The sequence below is a fragment of the Pacificibacter marinus genome, from assembly GCF_900109555.1.
Lineage (GTDB): Bacteria > Pseudomonadota > Alphaproteobacteria > Rhodobacterales > Rhodobacteraceae > Celeribacter > Celeribacter marinus_C.
This window is the reverse complement of sequence record NZ_FNZV01000002.1, coordinates 1-15,369: the sequence shown is the minus strand read 5'-3', so window position 1 is coordinate 15,369 and position 15,369 is coordinate 1. Positions and strand designations below refer to the sequence as shown.

Annotated in this window: 15 protein-coding genes; 8 read left to right on the top strand and 7 right to left on the bottom strand. The window is 51.4% G+C overall.

The annotated features are described in order from the left end of the window. Positions 1-35 precede the first annotated feature (35 nt). Complete coding sequence (locus BM025_RS03240) at positions 36-806, bottom strand: hypothetical protein (RefSeq protein ID WP_085847946.1); 771 nt, start codon at positions 804-806, stop codon at positions 36-38. A 5-nt stretch (positions 807-811) separates the two neighbouring features. Between BM025_RS03240 and BM025_RS18860 the strand changes: the two genes are divergently transcribed. The 4 genes from BM025_RS18860 (at position 812) to BM025_RS03220 (ending at position 4,141) form a co-directional block, all read left to right on the top strand. Then, entirely contained in the window at positions 812-1,000 is a 189-nt protein-coding gene (locus BM025_RS18860; protein WP_139204527.1) for a hypothetical protein, read from the top strand. 739 nt (positions 1,001-1,739) lie between these two features. Further along, a complete protein-coding gene (locus BM025_RS03230) occupies positions 1,740-2,519 on the top strand; it encodes a response regulator transcription factor (RefSeq protein WP_170842104.1) in 780 nt (259 codons plus the stop codon). Then, positions 2,512-3,027 carry a hypothetical protein gene (locus BM025_RS03225; protein ID WP_085847949.1) on the top strand — a complete coding sequence of 172 codons (516 nt, stop codon included), beginning with the start codon at positions 2,512-2,514 and terminating at the stop codon, positions 3,025-3,027. Before BM025_RS03230 ends, BM025_RS03225 begins: the two co-directional genes overlap by 8 nt. Positions 3,028-3,067: 40 nt before the next feature. Next, on the top strand, positions 3,068-4,141 hold the full coding sequence (locus BM025_RS03220) for a LysR family transcriptional regulator (protein ID WP_085847950.1): 1,074 nt from the start codon (positions 3,068-3,070) through the stop codon (positions 4,139-4,141). A gap of 41 nt (positions 4,142-4,182) precedes the next feature. Here BM025_RS03220 and BM025_RS03215 read toward each other — a convergent pair whose 3' ends face one another. Continuing rightward, the gene (locus BM025_RS03215; protein ID WP_085847951.1) at positions 4,183-4,500 is read right to left on the bottom strand and encodes a hypothetical protein; all 318 of its coding nucleotides are present in this window, start codon (positions 4,498-4,500) and stop codon (positions 4,183-4,185) included. A 298-nt stretch (positions 4,501-4,798) separates the two neighbouring features. Here BM025_RS03215 and BM025_RS03210 point away from each other — a divergent pair, with 298 nt between their 5' ends. Both BM025_RS03210 and BM025_RS19080 read left to right on the top strand, forming a co-directional pair. Next, entirely contained in the window at positions 4,799-5,899 is a 1,101-nt protein-coding gene (locus BM025_RS03210) for a Y-family DNA polymerase (RefSeq protein WP_085847952.1), read from the top strand. A 170-nt stretch (positions 5,900-6,069) separates the two neighbouring features. Further along, positions 6,070-6,243 carry a hypothetical protein gene (locus BM025_RS19080; RefSeq protein WP_170842103.1) on the top strand — a complete coding sequence of 58 codons (174 nt, stop codon included), beginning with the start codon at positions 6,070-6,072 and terminating at the stop codon, positions 6,241-6,243. A gap of 190 nt (positions 6,244-6,433) precedes the next feature. Here the strand turns inward: BM025_RS19080 and BM025_RS03205 are convergent, their stop codons facing one another. Genes BM025_RS03205 through BM025_RS03185 form a run of 5 tightly spaced genes read right to left on the bottom strand, consistent with a single transcriptional unit; the run spans position 6,434 to position 11,716 of the window. Next, positions 6,434-7,438 carry a TRAP transporter substrate-binding protein gene (locus tag BM025_RS03205; protein WP_085847953.1) on the bottom strand — a complete coding sequence of 335 codons (1,005 nt, stop codon included), beginning with the start codon at positions 7,436-7,438 and terminating at the stop codon, positions 6,434-6,436. A 23-nt stretch (positions 7,439-7,461) separates the two neighbouring features. Next, on the bottom strand, positions 7,462-8,754 hold the full coding sequence (locus BM025_RS03200) for a TRAP transporter large permease (RefSeq protein ID WP_085847954.1): 1,293 nt from the start codon (positions 8,752-8,754) through the stop codon (positions 7,462-7,464). A 4-nt stretch (positions 8,755-8,758) separates the two neighbouring features. Then, complete coding sequence (locus BM025_RS03195) at positions 8,759-9,256, bottom strand: TRAP transporter small permease (RefSeq protein ID WP_244515429.1); 498 nt, start codon at positions 9,254-9,256, stop codon at positions 8,759-8,761. Beyond that, positions 9,249-10,688, bottom strand: coding sequence for a mannitol dehydrogenase family protein (locus BM025_RS03190; RefSeq protein ID WP_085847955.1), 1,440 nt, complete (start codon positions 10,686-10,688; stop codon positions 9,249-9,251). The genes BM025_RS03195 and BM025_RS03190 overlap by 8 nt, the downstream gene beginning before the upstream one ends. After that, positions 10,688-11,716: an L-idonate 5-dehydrogenase gene (locus tag BM025_RS03185; RefSeq protein WP_085847956.1), complete on the bottom strand. Its 1,029-nt coding sequence runs from the start codon at positions 11,714-11,716 to the stop codon at positions 10,688-10,690. The genes BM025_RS03190 and BM025_RS03185 overlap by 1 nt, the downstream gene beginning before the upstream one ends. 126 nt (positions 11,717-11,842) lie before the next feature. On the opposite strand from BM025_RS03185, the gene BM025_RS03180 reads away from it, so the two are divergent. Both BM025_RS03180 and BM025_RS03175 read left to right on the top strand, forming a co-directional pair. Then, positions 11,843-12,700 carry a MurR/RpiR family transcriptional regulator gene (locus tag BM025_RS03180; RefSeq protein WP_085847957.1) on the top strand — a complete coding sequence of 286 codons (858 nt, stop codon included), beginning with the start codon at positions 11,843-11,845 and terminating at the stop codon, positions 12,698-12,700. Positions 12,701-12,709: 9 nt separating this feature from the next. Continuing rightward, positions 12,710-14,629 carry a bifunctional 5-dehydro-2-deoxygluconokinase/5-dehydro-2-deoxyphosphogluconate aldolase gene (locus BM025_RS03175; protein WP_085847958.1) on the top strand — a complete coding sequence of 640 codons (1,920 nt, stop codon included), beginning with the start codon at positions 12,710-12,712 and terminating at the stop codon, positions 14,627-14,629. Positions 14,630-15,369: the final 740 nt, after the last annotated feature.

Below are 15,369 nucleotides of genomic sequence, written 5' to 3'. Positions count from 1 at the left end.
TGGTGCGGGCGCGCCGAGCTAAGGTCGATTTGACCTTATGCTTCGTCGTCACCGATGGAGTAGGTGGAAGTCATGCCGCCACCAACAACCGTCGTATCGACTGTGTTGCCAAGAACGTTGGCACCCATGACGATAGACTGGTTAAACGCAGTGACATCCATGGATGCTCCGGCATCAGAGTAGGCAGTACCGCTAACATAGCCGTCGTCACCATTTCCTGAACCCCAGTCGCCAATACCACCACTGGTGGCGCTATCGTCGTCTTGACCGTGGCCTTGGCCATGGCCGCCGAAGCTAGAGAAACCACCGCTCCAGCCTGCGTCCACATCATCAGCAGCGCCGCCAGCCGATGAGATCCCGTCACCAGTCTCACTCCCGCCACCAGACGTGGTGCCGTTGACTGTGAAACCACCATTATTTGCGACGCTCGGGCCATTCAACGTGTCGCTATCAACGAGGTTGTTGGACTGTGCGAAGATTTGACCAGAGTCGTTGCCTGCACCAGTGAGTGCGTGATCAAGCAAGTCGCTCATGTTCATCTCGTTGCCGGGATCGAATGAGCCATTGATGTAGTCGCCCATCGAAGCATGATCGAGGTCGATGACATCATTGTCGTTTGCGAGCAAACCATCAATGTCGAGATCAACATCAACTGTCACCGTCGTTTCGGATGTGTTGGTGTTGGAATTGACGTTTGCGTTTGCATTGGCGTTGGCATTCGAGTTGGCGTTATCGTTGGCATTGCCATTGTAGTTACCGCTGAGATTGGCGTTGCCATTCATGTTGCCGTTCAGATTACCGTTCATGCTGGTTGAGCTTTGGGACTGTTCTTGACCCTGACCCTGACCTTGATCCTGGCCTTGATCTTGTCCCTGAGCTTGGCCTTGAAGTTGGGCCTGAAGTTCAGCTTGAAGTTGGGCTTGCGTTTCAGTTTGCCCCTGATCTGAGCTCTGATTTGGGTTACCCTGTGGTTGATTATGACCGTGGTTACGACCTCTAGACATTGTAGTTCTCCATGTTGGTTATAGATCTGGAGCCCGTCATTCATTTTCAAAACGGATATACCAGATCAATTTTACTGGGGAAAATTCCCCGACTGGTTTGCCCGTAATCCCTATTGGCCTCCCCAATGCAAAACCTGTGCATTTAAAGGGACGCATTTGGATCATTGATGGCCAAACAAGCCATCGACGATAATGTGTCGATAGGTGAACTGTGCGATGCGTTCAGCGAATGGCCTAGTCGCCCATAGGGTGTAGGTGTCTTGAATAAATCGTTTATGAACTTGATATTAAATAATAATTTAAAAATATCTATCTGAAGGGGGATGCTCGAAAGGTATAGTTCAATGCCAGAAAATACAAAAAGGCCTACATCTTGCGATGGGGTGTTTATATTAGATATGCCAAGGCGCAAACTCAGATTTAAGCCTAAATATAAAGGCCTTTGCTCGCAATTTTGGAGCGCAATGGAGCTTTGAACCCAACCGACACGTACACCTTTTGGCTGATGGAAAGCAGATCATTGGTGATTGATAGGTTTTAATATAGATTAACTTTTAGGCAGAGTTCCTGCAGTCTTTGAGACATTGATTGATATTTCCGTCCCCTTCTTTGAGAGGGCGGGTTCGTTTTTAGTACTAATGTCTACTTAGTATTATTGCAGCGTGTTTGAGTATTTCAGATAAAATATACGTATTTTCGTATTGGTGGAATGCTGCTTTTTAAATGGGGGGAACTATGGAAAGTCTTTCACTTTCTGAAGTCTCGAACGGTGAAACCGTAGAGGCACTAAGCCGGTTGATGTTGTTTATTGGATCTTCAAATGTATTTTCACCCGTCACGTTGCGGACGGTTGACACAGAGATTGATCGGGCGCAAGCACTTCACTTACCTGATTTTCAAGCTCTAAATCTGGTCATGTCTGCGGCGCGCAGTGTGTCTTTTGGACCTGAATTATTCATGGTGGTGTGCGACATGCACAACGCCAAGGATTTGCTGGAACGTACGAGGCTCGCAGATCCAATGTTGGCGGGGTGCAAGCTTGTAATAGGGTTTGAGGGCACACAGGATGCGCAATCATTCTTTGAGATGTACGCGCAAGACATCTTTGCGCGCAACATCAGCTTTCTCCCCATGAACCTCAACGTCTGTGCTTTTCTCGGTCTGTTGACGGTGATCGGCTCGGGGGCGCACTATATCCCACCAGAAATAGCAGCCAAAGTGGCGCGCAAGCATACCCAAGCGCCAGAGAAGGTGAGCCAAAGCGTGCCCAAACCCACGCATACCCTCGCTCAATCTGCATCAGCGCAGTCAGAGGCCATTCAAACGGCGCTCACACCACGAGAGTTTGAGGTGCTATCCTTAGCCGCTGAAGGGTGCCCAAACAAAGTCATCGCACGCGATCTGAATATTTCAGAGCACACTGTGAAACTGCATATGCATCGTGTGATTTCCAAACTAGATGTTTCCAATCGAACAGAAGCGGCGGCGCGTTTGCACCACAGCTACGATGAATAATCCAACCGCACAAAAGCCGCCAAAAGCCTTCGATGCGTTCTTGATGCGCATTGGGCAGATCAATTACGCTTGGACCAACACCGAGAGCACGCTCATCCACTTGATGGCAGGATTGATCCCGACAGACACGTCCACGGCAACGGTTATTCACCTAACATTGAACACAACACGCGCACGCCTCGATCTCGTTGAGCGGCTCGCCAAGCGCCAGGATTGCCCAGTATCTAAGGAAGCGGTCAGTCGAATTATTGCCATCTGCAAACAAATGAAAAAGCTCTCGGGGCTGCGTAACCGGCTTAATCACTGCCTGTATGCTTTCGATAGTGATGGCGGGCCGGTCCGCTCAATTCAGATGCGCATCGCTGATCGCAAGAACAGTTTGGCTTTTGGTGCTGAAACAATTTTGGACAAGGCTGAGCTTGCTGAAATCGATCGGGCATTGGGCGCAATTCAGACCCTCAATGAAGATGTTTGGTCAGTCGTGTTTGATTACGCCATGCCCCAATGATGTAGATGGCATTTGTTAGAAATGGGCATGAGCGATACATTTGGGGGCATTTTCTGTTAATAAGTTTAAAATTGTGGGGACGATGCGCATGGCAATAACCTTAAAGCAATTGGAAATCTTCCACGGCATTGTCGTGGCTGGCTCGATATCCAAGGCCACGAAACTCCTTGGTGTGTCGCAGCCAACAGTATCTCAACAGCTCTCAAAGCTCGAAGATTGCCTCGGATCACAGTTGATCAAACGTGGCCCGTCGCGATCGGATGAATTAACCCCAAGTGGGGAACATTGGTTCCGCGTTGCAAGCGAGGTAAGTCATACCCTGTCATGCGCTTGGGAGCGCCATCACTCAGAATTTGGCGGTGAACAATTGGTTTTGCAGCTCGGGTCCATCCCCAGCCTGCGCCGTCGCTTTATCGCTTTAGCAGCACAAGCGGCACTTGATGTAGGGGAGTTTAAACACTTCGGATTCAAATCAGGGGAGAATTCCGAGCAAGTGGTTAACATGATCTCCATGCACCGCGTGAATTGTGCGATTGTGAATGCCGTGAGCACCGAAGCTCACAATTCAACTCTTCAGTGTGAGATCCTTTTTAGTGATCAAATCTTGTGGGCCGTCCCGCGTGATATTCCGATTGAATGTATCGAACACGTTTTGGCGACACGGCGAATGCCGACCGGCGCGCCAGCCTCGTTGTCATGTTTCGTCGCGATGACGGATTCGGTGTCGTGGTTGAAAAAGAGTGAAGGATGGTACGCCTCAAAGCTCCCTTTCGCAGAACCGTTTTTCTCGTGCCCTGTTCATCGTGCCGGAATGGAAATTGTCGCTCAAGGCTTAGCGACAGCGCATTTGCCCAGCTCTCTATTGCCCCATCTTCCGACTTCGTTGCGCGAGCAAATTCGGTTCATTGAAACAGGGGAACACGCGCGCGATATTGCGCTTGTTATGCCAAAGCATCTCATGAGCCTAAAGCCATTCGCACACTTTTTTACGCTTCTCGCTGAACGAGTGAAAGAAGCACATACCTCAGCAATGGATCAGTTTTTAACAAGTGACGTCGGTCACATGAACGGCAAAGAAAAACGAACCGCACATCAGGCCAACGTATCGCTTTAGCTGTCAGAACATTATCCGTGATCACCGAGATGAGGTGCCCCTTATGGTGCAATCAGGACTTTGAACGTCACTGCCCCTGCTCCACCAGAAAGAAGGTTGCCCGTACCCCCCCACCGCAACGAACCAGAATATCCCGCTACATTTGAGCTTGGAGTAACGATACGGCAAACTAATCCCCCTCCTAAATTCACGGGGCTAGGGATTGCCGAAGCCAGCTCGGTATAGGGTGGGGTACGGTCGTGAATTACTATTCCTGTTGCTGGTAGGTCGCTGGGGTTGTTTAGGTAAATACGATATTCTAGCACATCGCCAAGCTCTGCACCATTGCTGACACCTTCCGCTGCGACTTGGTCCCTTATTTACTCTGCGATTGACACCAAAATGAATCTTCGCCACCAATCATGCCAAACTGGGCGGCAACCGTCACAAAGGACGGAGAACGGCCGGGTAAATGGACAGAATCCCTCGACTATTTGGACCCATAGGCGCTAACGTCAGACACTGGTAGGAAATTGGTGGTGCGGGTGAAGGGACTCGAACCCCCACGCCATAGGCGCCAGAACCTAAATCAAGCGAATATTTTTTAGTTTCAACAATATATCCATAAAATTTAGCAAAACATAAAGGAAACAAAACAAGAAACTGCCAAACAGAAGATTGAGTGCGACCCAGATACGAGAACCCTTCATAGTTGCCGCCAGCTATGAGGCCAAGGCACAAGGCGTCAAAACAATTGTGCGCGTTGCCGAGGCGCGTCAAATCTGCCCTGACATCGTGTTTCTGCAAGCCCGTCACAAGCTCTATGCGCGAGCCAATCAGGCGATTTCAAAAGCCATAGATACCATCGCCGAAGTGGAGCGTGTGCGTTCGATTGATGAATTTCAAATAGCCCTCGGCGGCAGAACCAGTGCGCTCCCTGCTGCGCTGGATTTGGCCCGCGATATTAAAAAGATCATCCGCGATGACGTTGGCAGTCAGCTGCGCTGTTCAATTGGAATTGGACCAAACCAATTGCTGGCAAAGATCGCTGGCAAATTGGAAAAGCCCGATGGCCTGCAATGGCTCGCACCTGAGAATATGCCAGACGCTATTGCACACCTCAAATTGGACGATTTGCCGGGGATCTCACGCGGCATGAGCGCCCGTTTGGGCAAGGCACACGTCTGGGGCATTCATGAGCTGTATGCGCTCGATCCACGGCACGCGCGGATGATTTGGCGCTCCGTTGAGGGCGAGCGTTTCGTGCGCGGGTTGCAAGGCGAAGACATCCCGTTGATCGAAACCCAGCGCAACACCTACGGGCAATCCAAAGTGCTGGCCCCAAAGTATCGCCCTGCCCCAATGGCCACACGTGTTGGCCGCTGGCTGGTCGAACGGGCAGCGGCACGCATGCGGCGTGACGGTTATTGTGCAGGACGGATTTCCATTCATATCGGACTATGGAAACGACACGGGCATCATTGGCAACAAACACTCAATCCAAGCCAAGACACGCGTGATTTTCTCGACATCTTCGACGCCCTCACGGAACAGTTTGCCAGCAGTCGCACTCAAGCCACATCGATCGGCATCAACCTCACGAACTTGGTGCTGTTAACGGAACGCAACGGTGAACTTTTCCTGCCGCTTGCCCCAGGGCAAAACAGCAAACGCGAAACGCTCTCCGCCACCATCGACCGCATCAATCTGCGCTATGGCGAGACCCTCATTAAATACGGTCAGCAGCAAGAGCATTTGGGGTTCTTTGATAGGGGGTGAGGGCGGAAACCGGAAATTCGCTAAAGGGAAACAGATACTCTTGCCTCACGTTGCGTTTGCCTGACGGGCCATAAAGATGTGATGTGTCTGACGTCAGCACTTATGGGTCCAATTAGCGTTATTTGATAAGAGAGAGTTCTAGGCTCATCGTAACCACTGAGGAGTGGAAGATGAGACAGACAACTGGAACACGCAAAAGCCACGGCGAGAAGATCGTCAAAAATATCAAACGGGCCACGCGTAAGCATTATTCATCTGAAGAGAAGATCCAAAATGACGAAACGAAAGAACCATTAATTTCGCTGGCTTGCGGCCACCTTAGGGTGGCGCACATTTTAATTTAAGCTGCTGATATAATTGGCAACAGTTGCACGTAATGGACTTCATTTTGGGGCCACATTCCATACGAGAATTGTGACCGTTCTGCGTTGTAATAAGCTAAGGAGCAAACCTCTCACCACTTCAGGTGGACAAAAAAAGGACCCACACTCTCATGCAGGTCCCTCTTAAATTTCAAAATATGCGGCAATCGAGTTATTGCGCGGCGATTGCATCCGTCATGATCTGCGTCGCTTCAGCAACCCAAGCTTCGCCACCGATATCGGCTGCGAATTCAGGCCACAAAGCTTTCGCAGCTTCTTGCCACTTTTCTTCATCCACAGGCGCGCCAGAGAGTGTCATCCCCAACTCAACCAATTTTTCTTTGGCTGCTGCAGTTTCTTCGGCAGACACTTCACGTTCATACATAGCAGCTTCTTCGCCAGCTTTGTTCAAAGCCTCTTGAAGGTCTGCGGGAAGCCCCTGATAGTAACGCTCAGACACAATGATCGGACCAGACCAGATCAGATAATGAACCTCTGTGATGTACTTTTGAACCTCATAAAACTTTGATGAAATTGCAGTTGTATATGGGTTCTCTTGGCCGTCGATAACACCCTGTTGCAATGCTGGGAAAACTTCGGCCCATGCCATTGGGATTGGATCAAGACCCCAAGATTTAAATGTCTCGATGGCAATGTTGTTTTTCGACACACGGATTTTCAACCCTTGCAGGTCATCCAAAGACTTCACTTCACGCTCGCCGTTGGTCAGAACACGAAAGCCTTTCTCGAAGTATCCCAACACACGCACGCCCGCCTCTTTCGGCAGTCGTTCATTGAGTGGACCTTTGAGTGCATCCATAGCCGCATGCGCTTCCTCGTTGGATGTAAACGCATAAGGCAACATCATCACCCCAGCAGAGGGTGCGAGCGGAACAAGGTTCCCCGTATAAAGGATCTCAGATTCAATGGACCCCATACGCAAGGCCTGTGCCACTTCTTGCTCTGAGCCAAGCTGGTTCGACGGAAAGATTTGTACGTCGATACGGCCATCCGAATATTTTTCGACCAGCTCTTCAAATTTCAACGCACCCTTATGGGTCGGGTTGTTTTCATTGTCGCCATGGCTCAGGCGCATGGTGTAGTCAGCTGCCACCGCGGGCAACGCCATGGACAGGGCAAGTGCCGCCGTCGTCAGTGTTTTTACGATAAGTTTCATAGTTTTCTCCTCCAGTTAAAAAATCAATGTATGAAGCCCATAAATTGGGGCAGCCACAGCGTGAGTTGCGGGACAAAGGCAACAAGTACCATCACCGCGATTTCAGCGCATAGGAATGGGATCGAGGCCTTTGAGACCTTTTCGACAGTGGTGTCGCCTATCTCCGCGGCGACAAATAAGTTCACCCCAAGCGGCGGTGTCGAATAGCCAATTTCACAAGCGATCACAAAGATGATGCCGAATTGGATTGGGTCGATCCCGACATTCGCAACCACAGGCAAAAGCAGTGGTGTAAGAATGATAATTTGCGTCAGTGTTTCCATCCACATACCGATAAAAACCAACATCAACAGCACCAACAAGATCAGCATCGTTGGGTCAGTGACTGCGTCAATAAGGTAGCCAGAAACCAGCTGCGGAACTTGGAACATGGACAACATGCGCCCGATGATCCGGCCGGTCACGAGAACCAGCATCACTGTACCTGTGATGCGAACAGAATAGACCACAGCATCAATGAACAAGGGAACACGGATTTCACGGTAGATAAAAATACCCACAAGAAGCGCGTAGAGCACGGCCACAACAGAGGCTTCGGTGACGGTAAAAATACCCGTATAGATACCACCAAGGATAATGATCGGCGCCAAGAGTGCCCACTTGGCCTCCCACGCTGCCTGTCCGATGTTGGCAAGGTTGCGTTCTTTAACATCACCAGAACTATATCCACGTTTGACCGAAATAAAGCGGCTGGTGAGCCAAAGGGCGATGGCCAACAAAAGGCCCGGGATCACGCCCGCCACGAATAATGCGCTGATCGAAGTTTCCGATGTAATACCATAGATAATCATTGGGATCGAAGGCGGGATCACCACACCGATGCCGCCGGCAGATGAAGTAATAGCCGCGCCAAAGCCTTTGCCATATCCATCTTTGATCATCGCCGGGATCATGATGGACCCGATCGCAGCCGTGGTTGCAGGGCCTGATCCAGAAATGGCCGCGAAAAATGTACAAGCCACAATTGTGACTGTCGCAAGTCCACCGGGCGCAGGCCCGACTAAGGCCCGACTAAAGCCAATGAGCCTTTGAGTTAAGCCGCCTTTCTCCATCAGCGTTCCAGCCAAGATGAACATCGGTACAGCAATGATGGTGAATTCATCGACTGCAGAATAGGCCGTTTGGACAAGGTAAGACATGGGCATATTGGTAGAGGTCATCACCAGTACTGCGGCGAGACCAATTGAGATACCTACAGGCACCCCCACCAACAAAAGCACGATAAAGGACAGTGCCATCAAAAGGGTTGGATCCATGATGTTATTCTCCCATCCGAGCATCAGCAGGGCCTTCGCCAGTCTGCCAACGACGGATCATGACTTGAATGATGCGAATTGACATAAAGGCAAAACCCAGAGGAACGATCATCTGAACCCAAACAAGGTTGATGCCCGTGGTTTGTGAAATGTAGGGAAATTCGAACATAGACATTGTAAAGTGGTATCCATGCCAAATCACGACAGCGTTAAAAGCAAGCCAAAGTACATCTGCTAGCGTCAACATCATCAAACGTGCCTTTGGTGGCAGCAATTCAAGATGCAATGAAACGCGGATGTGTCTATCGCCCGCAGCGGCAATAACAAAGCCGAAATAGACCGCCCAAACAAAGGCAAATCGGCTAACTTCTTCAAGCCAACTGAACGAACGCCCCATGCCAAAACGTGCGACCACCTGAAAGCCCAAAAGGGCAACCACTGTGGTCATAAAAAACGCGCCGAGCCATTCTTCCGGCGACCGGCCTCCGAAATACTTACGCATTGATCATCTCCCTTGAAAACGCGCCGATTTTTGCACGACAGGCCTCAGCAGGCTCGCCTGCGAAAGCCTTAATCCAGTCCGCTACGCAAGTTGCAAAATCAGCATCCTCTCGCAACCTCTCTGGCCAAATCGATAAAGCGAGAATGGCCTGAGCTAAATCTGTGGCTGAGCCCGCGTGACGATTGCGTAGAGCCGCAATTGTAGCCCCCAACGGATCCATGGTGATCACGCCACCTGAATCGGGGTGCGTTTCTCCTGCCTGAAACGCCCATCCAGCCAACACCATCGCCTGCGGTTCGGCTGACATCCCCTGTGCGATACGTTCGGCCGCCGGAGCGCCGATACGCTGGGGCAGTTTAAAACTGGCATCACTGGCGATTTGGTTGAGCGGGTGGTGAATGGTTGGGTTTTGCAGACGTTTGAGACTGGTTTGCCCGTAATCTGAAAGGTTCTCGCCCTGAGGGCAGTCCAGTGTTGCAGCCTGTGAAGCCAAAAACACCCCAGCCCAGCTTTCTAGATCGGGATCGGTTGCTGCCCCATGAGATCCCTCATGTCCACACAAGCGCCCAAGCTCAGCATAAGAGGATTGCAGACCATTCAAAAGGCGGTGCTTCATATGTTCATATGGCGCAAGTGTATCCACAATCTGAACGCCCACTTTTTCAAACGCGGGCCGCGCAGAGGCAAACCGATCTTCGATCACCCATTGGCGGAACGGTTCAGCCACCACACCCAACCCATCATGATATCCACAGGCTGCTTCAAGTCGAGCTTGGCTTGCAGAAGACATCGCGGGTACGATCCGATCGACCATCGACGTTGGAAAAGTGACATTTGCATCAAGCCAGCCAGACAAAGCCGGAAAGGCACGTGCAACGTAGTCGCGCAAAACAGATGCAAGCAACAGCCCGTTGTCTGCAACATTATCGCAGCTTGCCAACGTGATTGGACCACCCGCGGCCTGACGCCGGCGCTCTAACATCCATGCAAGATACCCTATAGCGGTCTGCGGAGTTTGTGGTGAGGCGAGATCCTGCGCCACCTTGTCAACATCCAGATCCATACTGCCCGAATGATGGCAGTACCCTTTTTCCGTGATGGTAAGCGTGACGAATTCAATGTCATCCCATGATACAGAGGCGGCGGATGTCGCATCGTGTAACTTCAAAAGCGTGCCAATGCGACGGCAGTCAGCGCCATCACCGTCTTCGGTCAACACAGAATAGAAACCGTTTTGCGCAGTATGCGTCGCACTGAGATCAGGGGGCGTTAGATTGATTCCCACCACGCCCCAATCGTTGTTCTGGCTTTGATTCAAACGTGCGAGATCATCGTAATACCCCTGTTGGTGCGCACGGTGAAACGCCCCGACCCCAAGATGCACCGCTCGAGGGCGCAAATGTGAACGATCATAAGAAAGGTTATGCTCCATTAGAAATGCACCATAACTTTCAACGTGTCGGTTTTATCCAATGCACGGGCAAAAACCGCGTCTGGCGCATCAAGCGACATGTCAGCCGAAATCATAGGGCGCAGATCCACTTCACCAGATACGATCTGACGCACAGCTTCGGCAAACTCGTCGATAAAACGATAGGTCCCAACCAAAGATATTTCCCGTGTCAGCAATTTGGCCAAATCCACAGGCGCTTTTGGTGGTAAAAATCCAACTTGAACCACTGTTCCACGCGGCTTCGTCGCGGCAATTGCGGTGTTAAGCGCAGGCGCTGCGCCAGAGGCCTCAAAAACAACGTCACAAAATGGTTGTTCTGTCAGCGCATTCATGGCCTTTGAGTCGCGGGCATCAAACACCTCATCTACACCAAGTGCCTTTGCGCGCTCCAATGCAGCAGGTGCGATATCACTCATCAAGATGCGGGTGGCACCTGCTGCACGTGCAGCGCTCGCACACATTTGACCGATGACTCCGGCGCCAGTGACCAGCACTGTCGCGCCGCTCACATCGCCTGCCATCGCCACGGCATGCAGCGCAACCGCATAGGGCTCCGCCATGGCCACATGTCGCAGATCGGCATCTTCTGGAAGCTTGATACATTGACGTGCATCGACCACCAACTCGCTGGCAAAGCCACCATTGCAATGAGGGACCCGTGCGGCACTGCCCATAAATAACATGTCGGTACAAAGGTTTGACAGATCGCGCTTGCAATAATCACATTTCAAACATGGCAAAGCTGGCGTCACAGCCACTTTATCGCCAGCGGAAAAACCGTCGACACCTGCACCAGATTCGATAACGACGGCCGAAAACTCATGCCCCATGACCATCGGCTCAAGCAGGATAGAATCGCCTACGCGCCCATGCTGGTAATAATGGATATCGGAACCGCAAATACCTCCGAAAGCAAAGGAAAGTAGCAATTGGCCTGCCTTCGGCACCGGGCTTGGTGCAACCTCGATCACAACCCTCTCGGCCTCGTGAATCACACACGCTTTCATGTTTTTCCCTCCCTAACTCTCAAAGTTTAACCTTGATGTGAGGCGTTTTAGAACATAAAGTCCATCGGAACGTCAATATGGAATTTTAATTCTAAAAATATACTTGGACGGAGGCGATGACAGTCAGTGCAAAATGAAACAAAGACTAAACTTGATAAACCAGCTCGTGATTTTGATACATTGCGAGAGCAGATTGCGTCCTCCTATGACGGATTAAGCAATCGACTAAAACTCATTGCTGATTACGCGCTCCGCGAGCCGTCCGCACTTGCGTTGCATACAGGCGCAATGTTGGGCGACGAAATCGGCGTTGCCCCTTCAGCAATCATACGCTTTGCACAACACTTTGGTTACTCTGGGTTTTCCGAGATGCAATCTGTCTTTCGTGCCGAACTTCAGGCAAGTTCAACCCCCTATCAGGACAGAATTAAAAACCTCGAACACAGCGGCGCTGCTCGCGACACGGCCGAAATGACTGACCGCTTTGTCGAGGCAGGTATTGCGTCGCTGCACGAACTTCAACGCACCACACCTGTCGAAAAAATCGAAGCTGCAGCACGCCTCTTGGCGGATGCTCGAATAGTGCATGTTCTTGCTCAAAAACGCACATTCACAGCTGCCACCTATCTTGCTTACAACCTAGCCCGCCTAGAAGTGCCTGCAAATCTACTTGATGGAATTGGCGGCACGCTCGAGCAACAAATGGCTATGGTTGGTCCAGATGATGTTGTTATCGCGATTTCGTTCCATCCCTGTGCAGAAGAAACAGTACGCGCTTTTGAGCGCGCCTGCGCAACTGGCGCACGCACTATCGCAATCACTGATTTGGCCCATACCCCATTCACCAATGCCGATATTTGGTTTCAAATCACAGAAGCCAGCGTTGATGGCTTTCGATCCCTCAACGCAACAATTTCTCTCGCGCTCATCTTGGCCATTCGTGCCGGGACGCTCAGTGCGGAACAAAACTCCACAAAAACCTAAGGAAAAACCATGGCCAGCCAGCCTACTGCAAAATATGACATTATCACCATCGGTCGAACATGTGCTGATCTCTATGCCGATCAAATCGGGTGCCGCATGGAAGACGCCCGCAGCTTTTCAAAATATGTCGGTGGCTGCCCGACCAATATCGCTGTTGGCGGTGCACGACTTGGGTTAAAGACAGCGCTTTTGAGCCGCGTTGGCAACGATCAGATCGGACGATTTGTGCGTGAAACACTTGAGGCGGAAGGTGTCGAAACCAGCGGTTTAAAGACCGATCCTGAGCGCCTGACGGCAATGGCGTTTCTTGGCATTGAAGATGACCGCAATTTCCCCCTGCTCTTTGTGCGCACAGATTGTGCCGATGCGGCCCTGTCCGAAGATGATATAGATCCAGATTTCATCCGTTCGGCAAAAGCCATCGTGGTCACAGGCACCCATTTTTCTAAGCCACACCTAGAGGCCGCAAGCTTCAAGGCGATGAAGATTGCAAAAGACGCCGGCCGCAAAATTGTCTTCGATATCGATTACCGTCCCAATCTTTGGGGACTTCTGGGCGCTGGTGAAGGCGATGTGCGTTTCATCGAAAACGCGGCAGTGACCGAGCGCGTGCAGACCATTTTACCGGATTGCGATGTGATTGTTGGCACCGATGAAGAGGTGCACATCGCGGGCGGCGCAACCGACACACGCACCGCGTTGGTCAACATCCGTAAAGTTTCTGACGCTTTGATTGTTCTTAAAACCGGCCCTAAGGGCTGTCTGGTATTTGATGGTGCCATTCCACAAGACCTAGAGAACGGAATTTCATCCCAAGGATTCCCTGTTGAGGTATTCAACGTGCTTGGCGCTGGTGACGGTTTTATGGCTGGATTCCTGCGCGGGTACGTTCGGGATTTGCCTCTTGAAGAATGCTGTCGTATCGCCAATGCTTGCGGGGCTTTTGCTGTGTCACGCCACGGCTGTGCCCCTGCCTACCCAAGTTGGGAAGAGTTGGAATTCTTCTTAAAGCGCGGCGTTGTTAATCCGCGCTTGCGAGAGGATGCAGACCTAGAGCATATCCATTGGGCAACCAACCGTCGCGGTCATTGGGACAACATCTGTGCTTTTGCGATTGATCATCGTATGCAGCTTGAGGACATGGCAAAAGAAGCGGGCACAGACCCCGCACGCATTGCCGAGTTCAAAGACTTGGCAGTCAACGCGATGCTTGGCGCACGCCGCTCGGGGATCATGCTGGGCACGTTGCTCGATAGCAATCATGGCCGTCAGGCGCTGTTTCGCGCGGAAAAAGAAGGCCTTTGGATTGGTCGCCCTGTTGAATTGCCTGGCTCACTTCCACTTCAGTTCGAAGGTGCTGCTTCACTCGGCGCAGAGGTCGCGTCTTGGCCAGACGATCATGTCATAAAATGTCTGGTCTTCTACAACCCTGATGATCCTGAACCTTTACGTCGCCAGCAGATGGACCAATTACATCGCCTCGCTTCTGCCGCGCGGATGTCTCGGCATGAATATCTTATTGAGGTAATAGGCACTGCGGATGGTAAAGCAGGAGAAACAGCGACAGCTCAGGCAATGCAACAAATCTACGATGAAGGCATTCGCCCTGATTGGTGGAAACTTGCGGATCAAACCGAGGCTGGCTGGTCTGCAATCGACAAGACAATTGAGAGCAACGACCAGTGGTGCCGTGGGGTGCTTATGCTTGGACTGGATGCGCCGTTTGACGTATTGATGGACAGCATTGCGCGCTCAAAGCATAGCTCTTTCGTGCGTGGCTTTGCCGTCGGTCGTACTATTTTTGGCGAAGCTGCCCGTGCTTGGCTTGCTGGCGACATTAGTGACGCCGTTGCAGAGGACATGATGCAGGCTCGCTTTGTCCAGTTGATTGATTGCTGGGTGCAAGCACAGGCGCAAAAAGCCGCCTAAAATCCACATATATCAGCAGAATAAGTATTTCCTGCCTGATGTAAGATTCAACGTAAAATATACTAAAACACTCCGACGCACCGAGCGTCGGAGTGTACTTCTACGATTATTGAGGCGGAAAAGAGACTTGAGTAAACGCGCAGAAAATAATATGGCCGCCTCCAAGGCAACAGACGATGCCATGTGCTAGCATTGGATCGATAGAGAAAACCATACGGCACATCCGCCAACTATCGCGCAACCAGCATATCTCCCCCATCAGAACGCACACTTGCCCGCCGGATCTAAAAGGGCGTTTCAAACTTGGTGCCGCGATCGGTTTGCCTGTGCGCGGTTCCAAAATGGCGGCGACATTCCAATCACCGCCCAGCCAAAACCCTCATAACATACTGTATTTGTTACACTTCACCACACCCGATCTAGAACACCAACGCCCGCCCCCATGCTACGGATCACAAACCGCCTCACCAAACAGCCCACACCCCACACTCTCGGCTGAATTTTTCTTCGCTCGCAGAAAAAAATCTCCGCGTAAGGGAAGCACGGGTCTAGGGTCAAAAGCCTTCCGGACTTTTGACCCTCCCCCCCCTGTTTGTGGAAATGCAGCTCTATTTGCTTGCTGTGGTCGATGCGCCGTAGCCCTGCATGCGGTCCAGCGCGTCCCGCAGCGCTGCTCTCAGCGCGGCGCTGTTGCGCGAGCTGACCGTCCAATCATATTTGCGCAGCACTTCACTCATCGA

Excerpts from the sequence above, each read along its gene's own strand:
- BM025_RS03225 (WP_085847949.1), top strand. The coding sequence starts at position 2,512 with ATGAATAATCCAACCGCACAAAAGCCGCCAAAAGCCTTCGATGCGTTC.
- BM025_RS03205 (WP_085847953.1), bottom strand. The coding sequence starts at position 7,438 with ATGAAACTTATCGTAAAAACACTGACGACGGCGGCACTTGCCCTGTCC.
- BM025_RS03185 (WP_085847956.1), bottom strand. The coding sequence starts at position 11,716 with ATGAAAGCGTGTGTGATTCACGAGGCCGAGAGGGTTGTGATCGAGGTT.
- BM025_RS03190 (WP_085847955.1), bottom strand. The coding sequence starts at position 10,688 with ATGGAGCATAACCTTTCTTATGATCGTTCACATTTGCGCCCTCGAGCG.
- BM025_RS03240 (WP_085847946.1), bottom strand. The coding sequence starts at position 806 with ATGAACGGTAATCTGAACGGCAACATGAATGGCAACGCCAATCTCAGC.
- BM025_RS03195 (WP_244515429.1), bottom strand. The coding sequence starts at position 9,256 with ATGCGTAAGTATTTCGGAGGCCGGTCGCCGGAAGAATGGCTCGGCGCG.
- BM025_RS19080 (WP_170842103.1), top strand. The coding sequence starts at position 6,070 with ATGAGACAGACAACTGGAACACGCAAAAGCCACGGCGAGAAGATCGTC.
- BM025_RS03175 (WP_085847958.1), top strand. The coding sequence starts at position 12,710 with ATGGCCAGCCAGCCTACTGCAAAATATGACATTATCACCATCGGTCGA.
- BM025_RS03200 (WP_085847954.1), bottom strand. The coding sequence starts at position 8,754 with ATGGATCCAACCCTTTTGATGGCACTGTCCTTTATCGTGCTTTTGTTG.
- BM025_RS03230 (WP_170842104.1), top strand. The coding sequence starts at position 1,740 with ATGGAAAGTCTTTCACTTTCTGAAGTCTCGAACGGTGAAACCGTAGAG.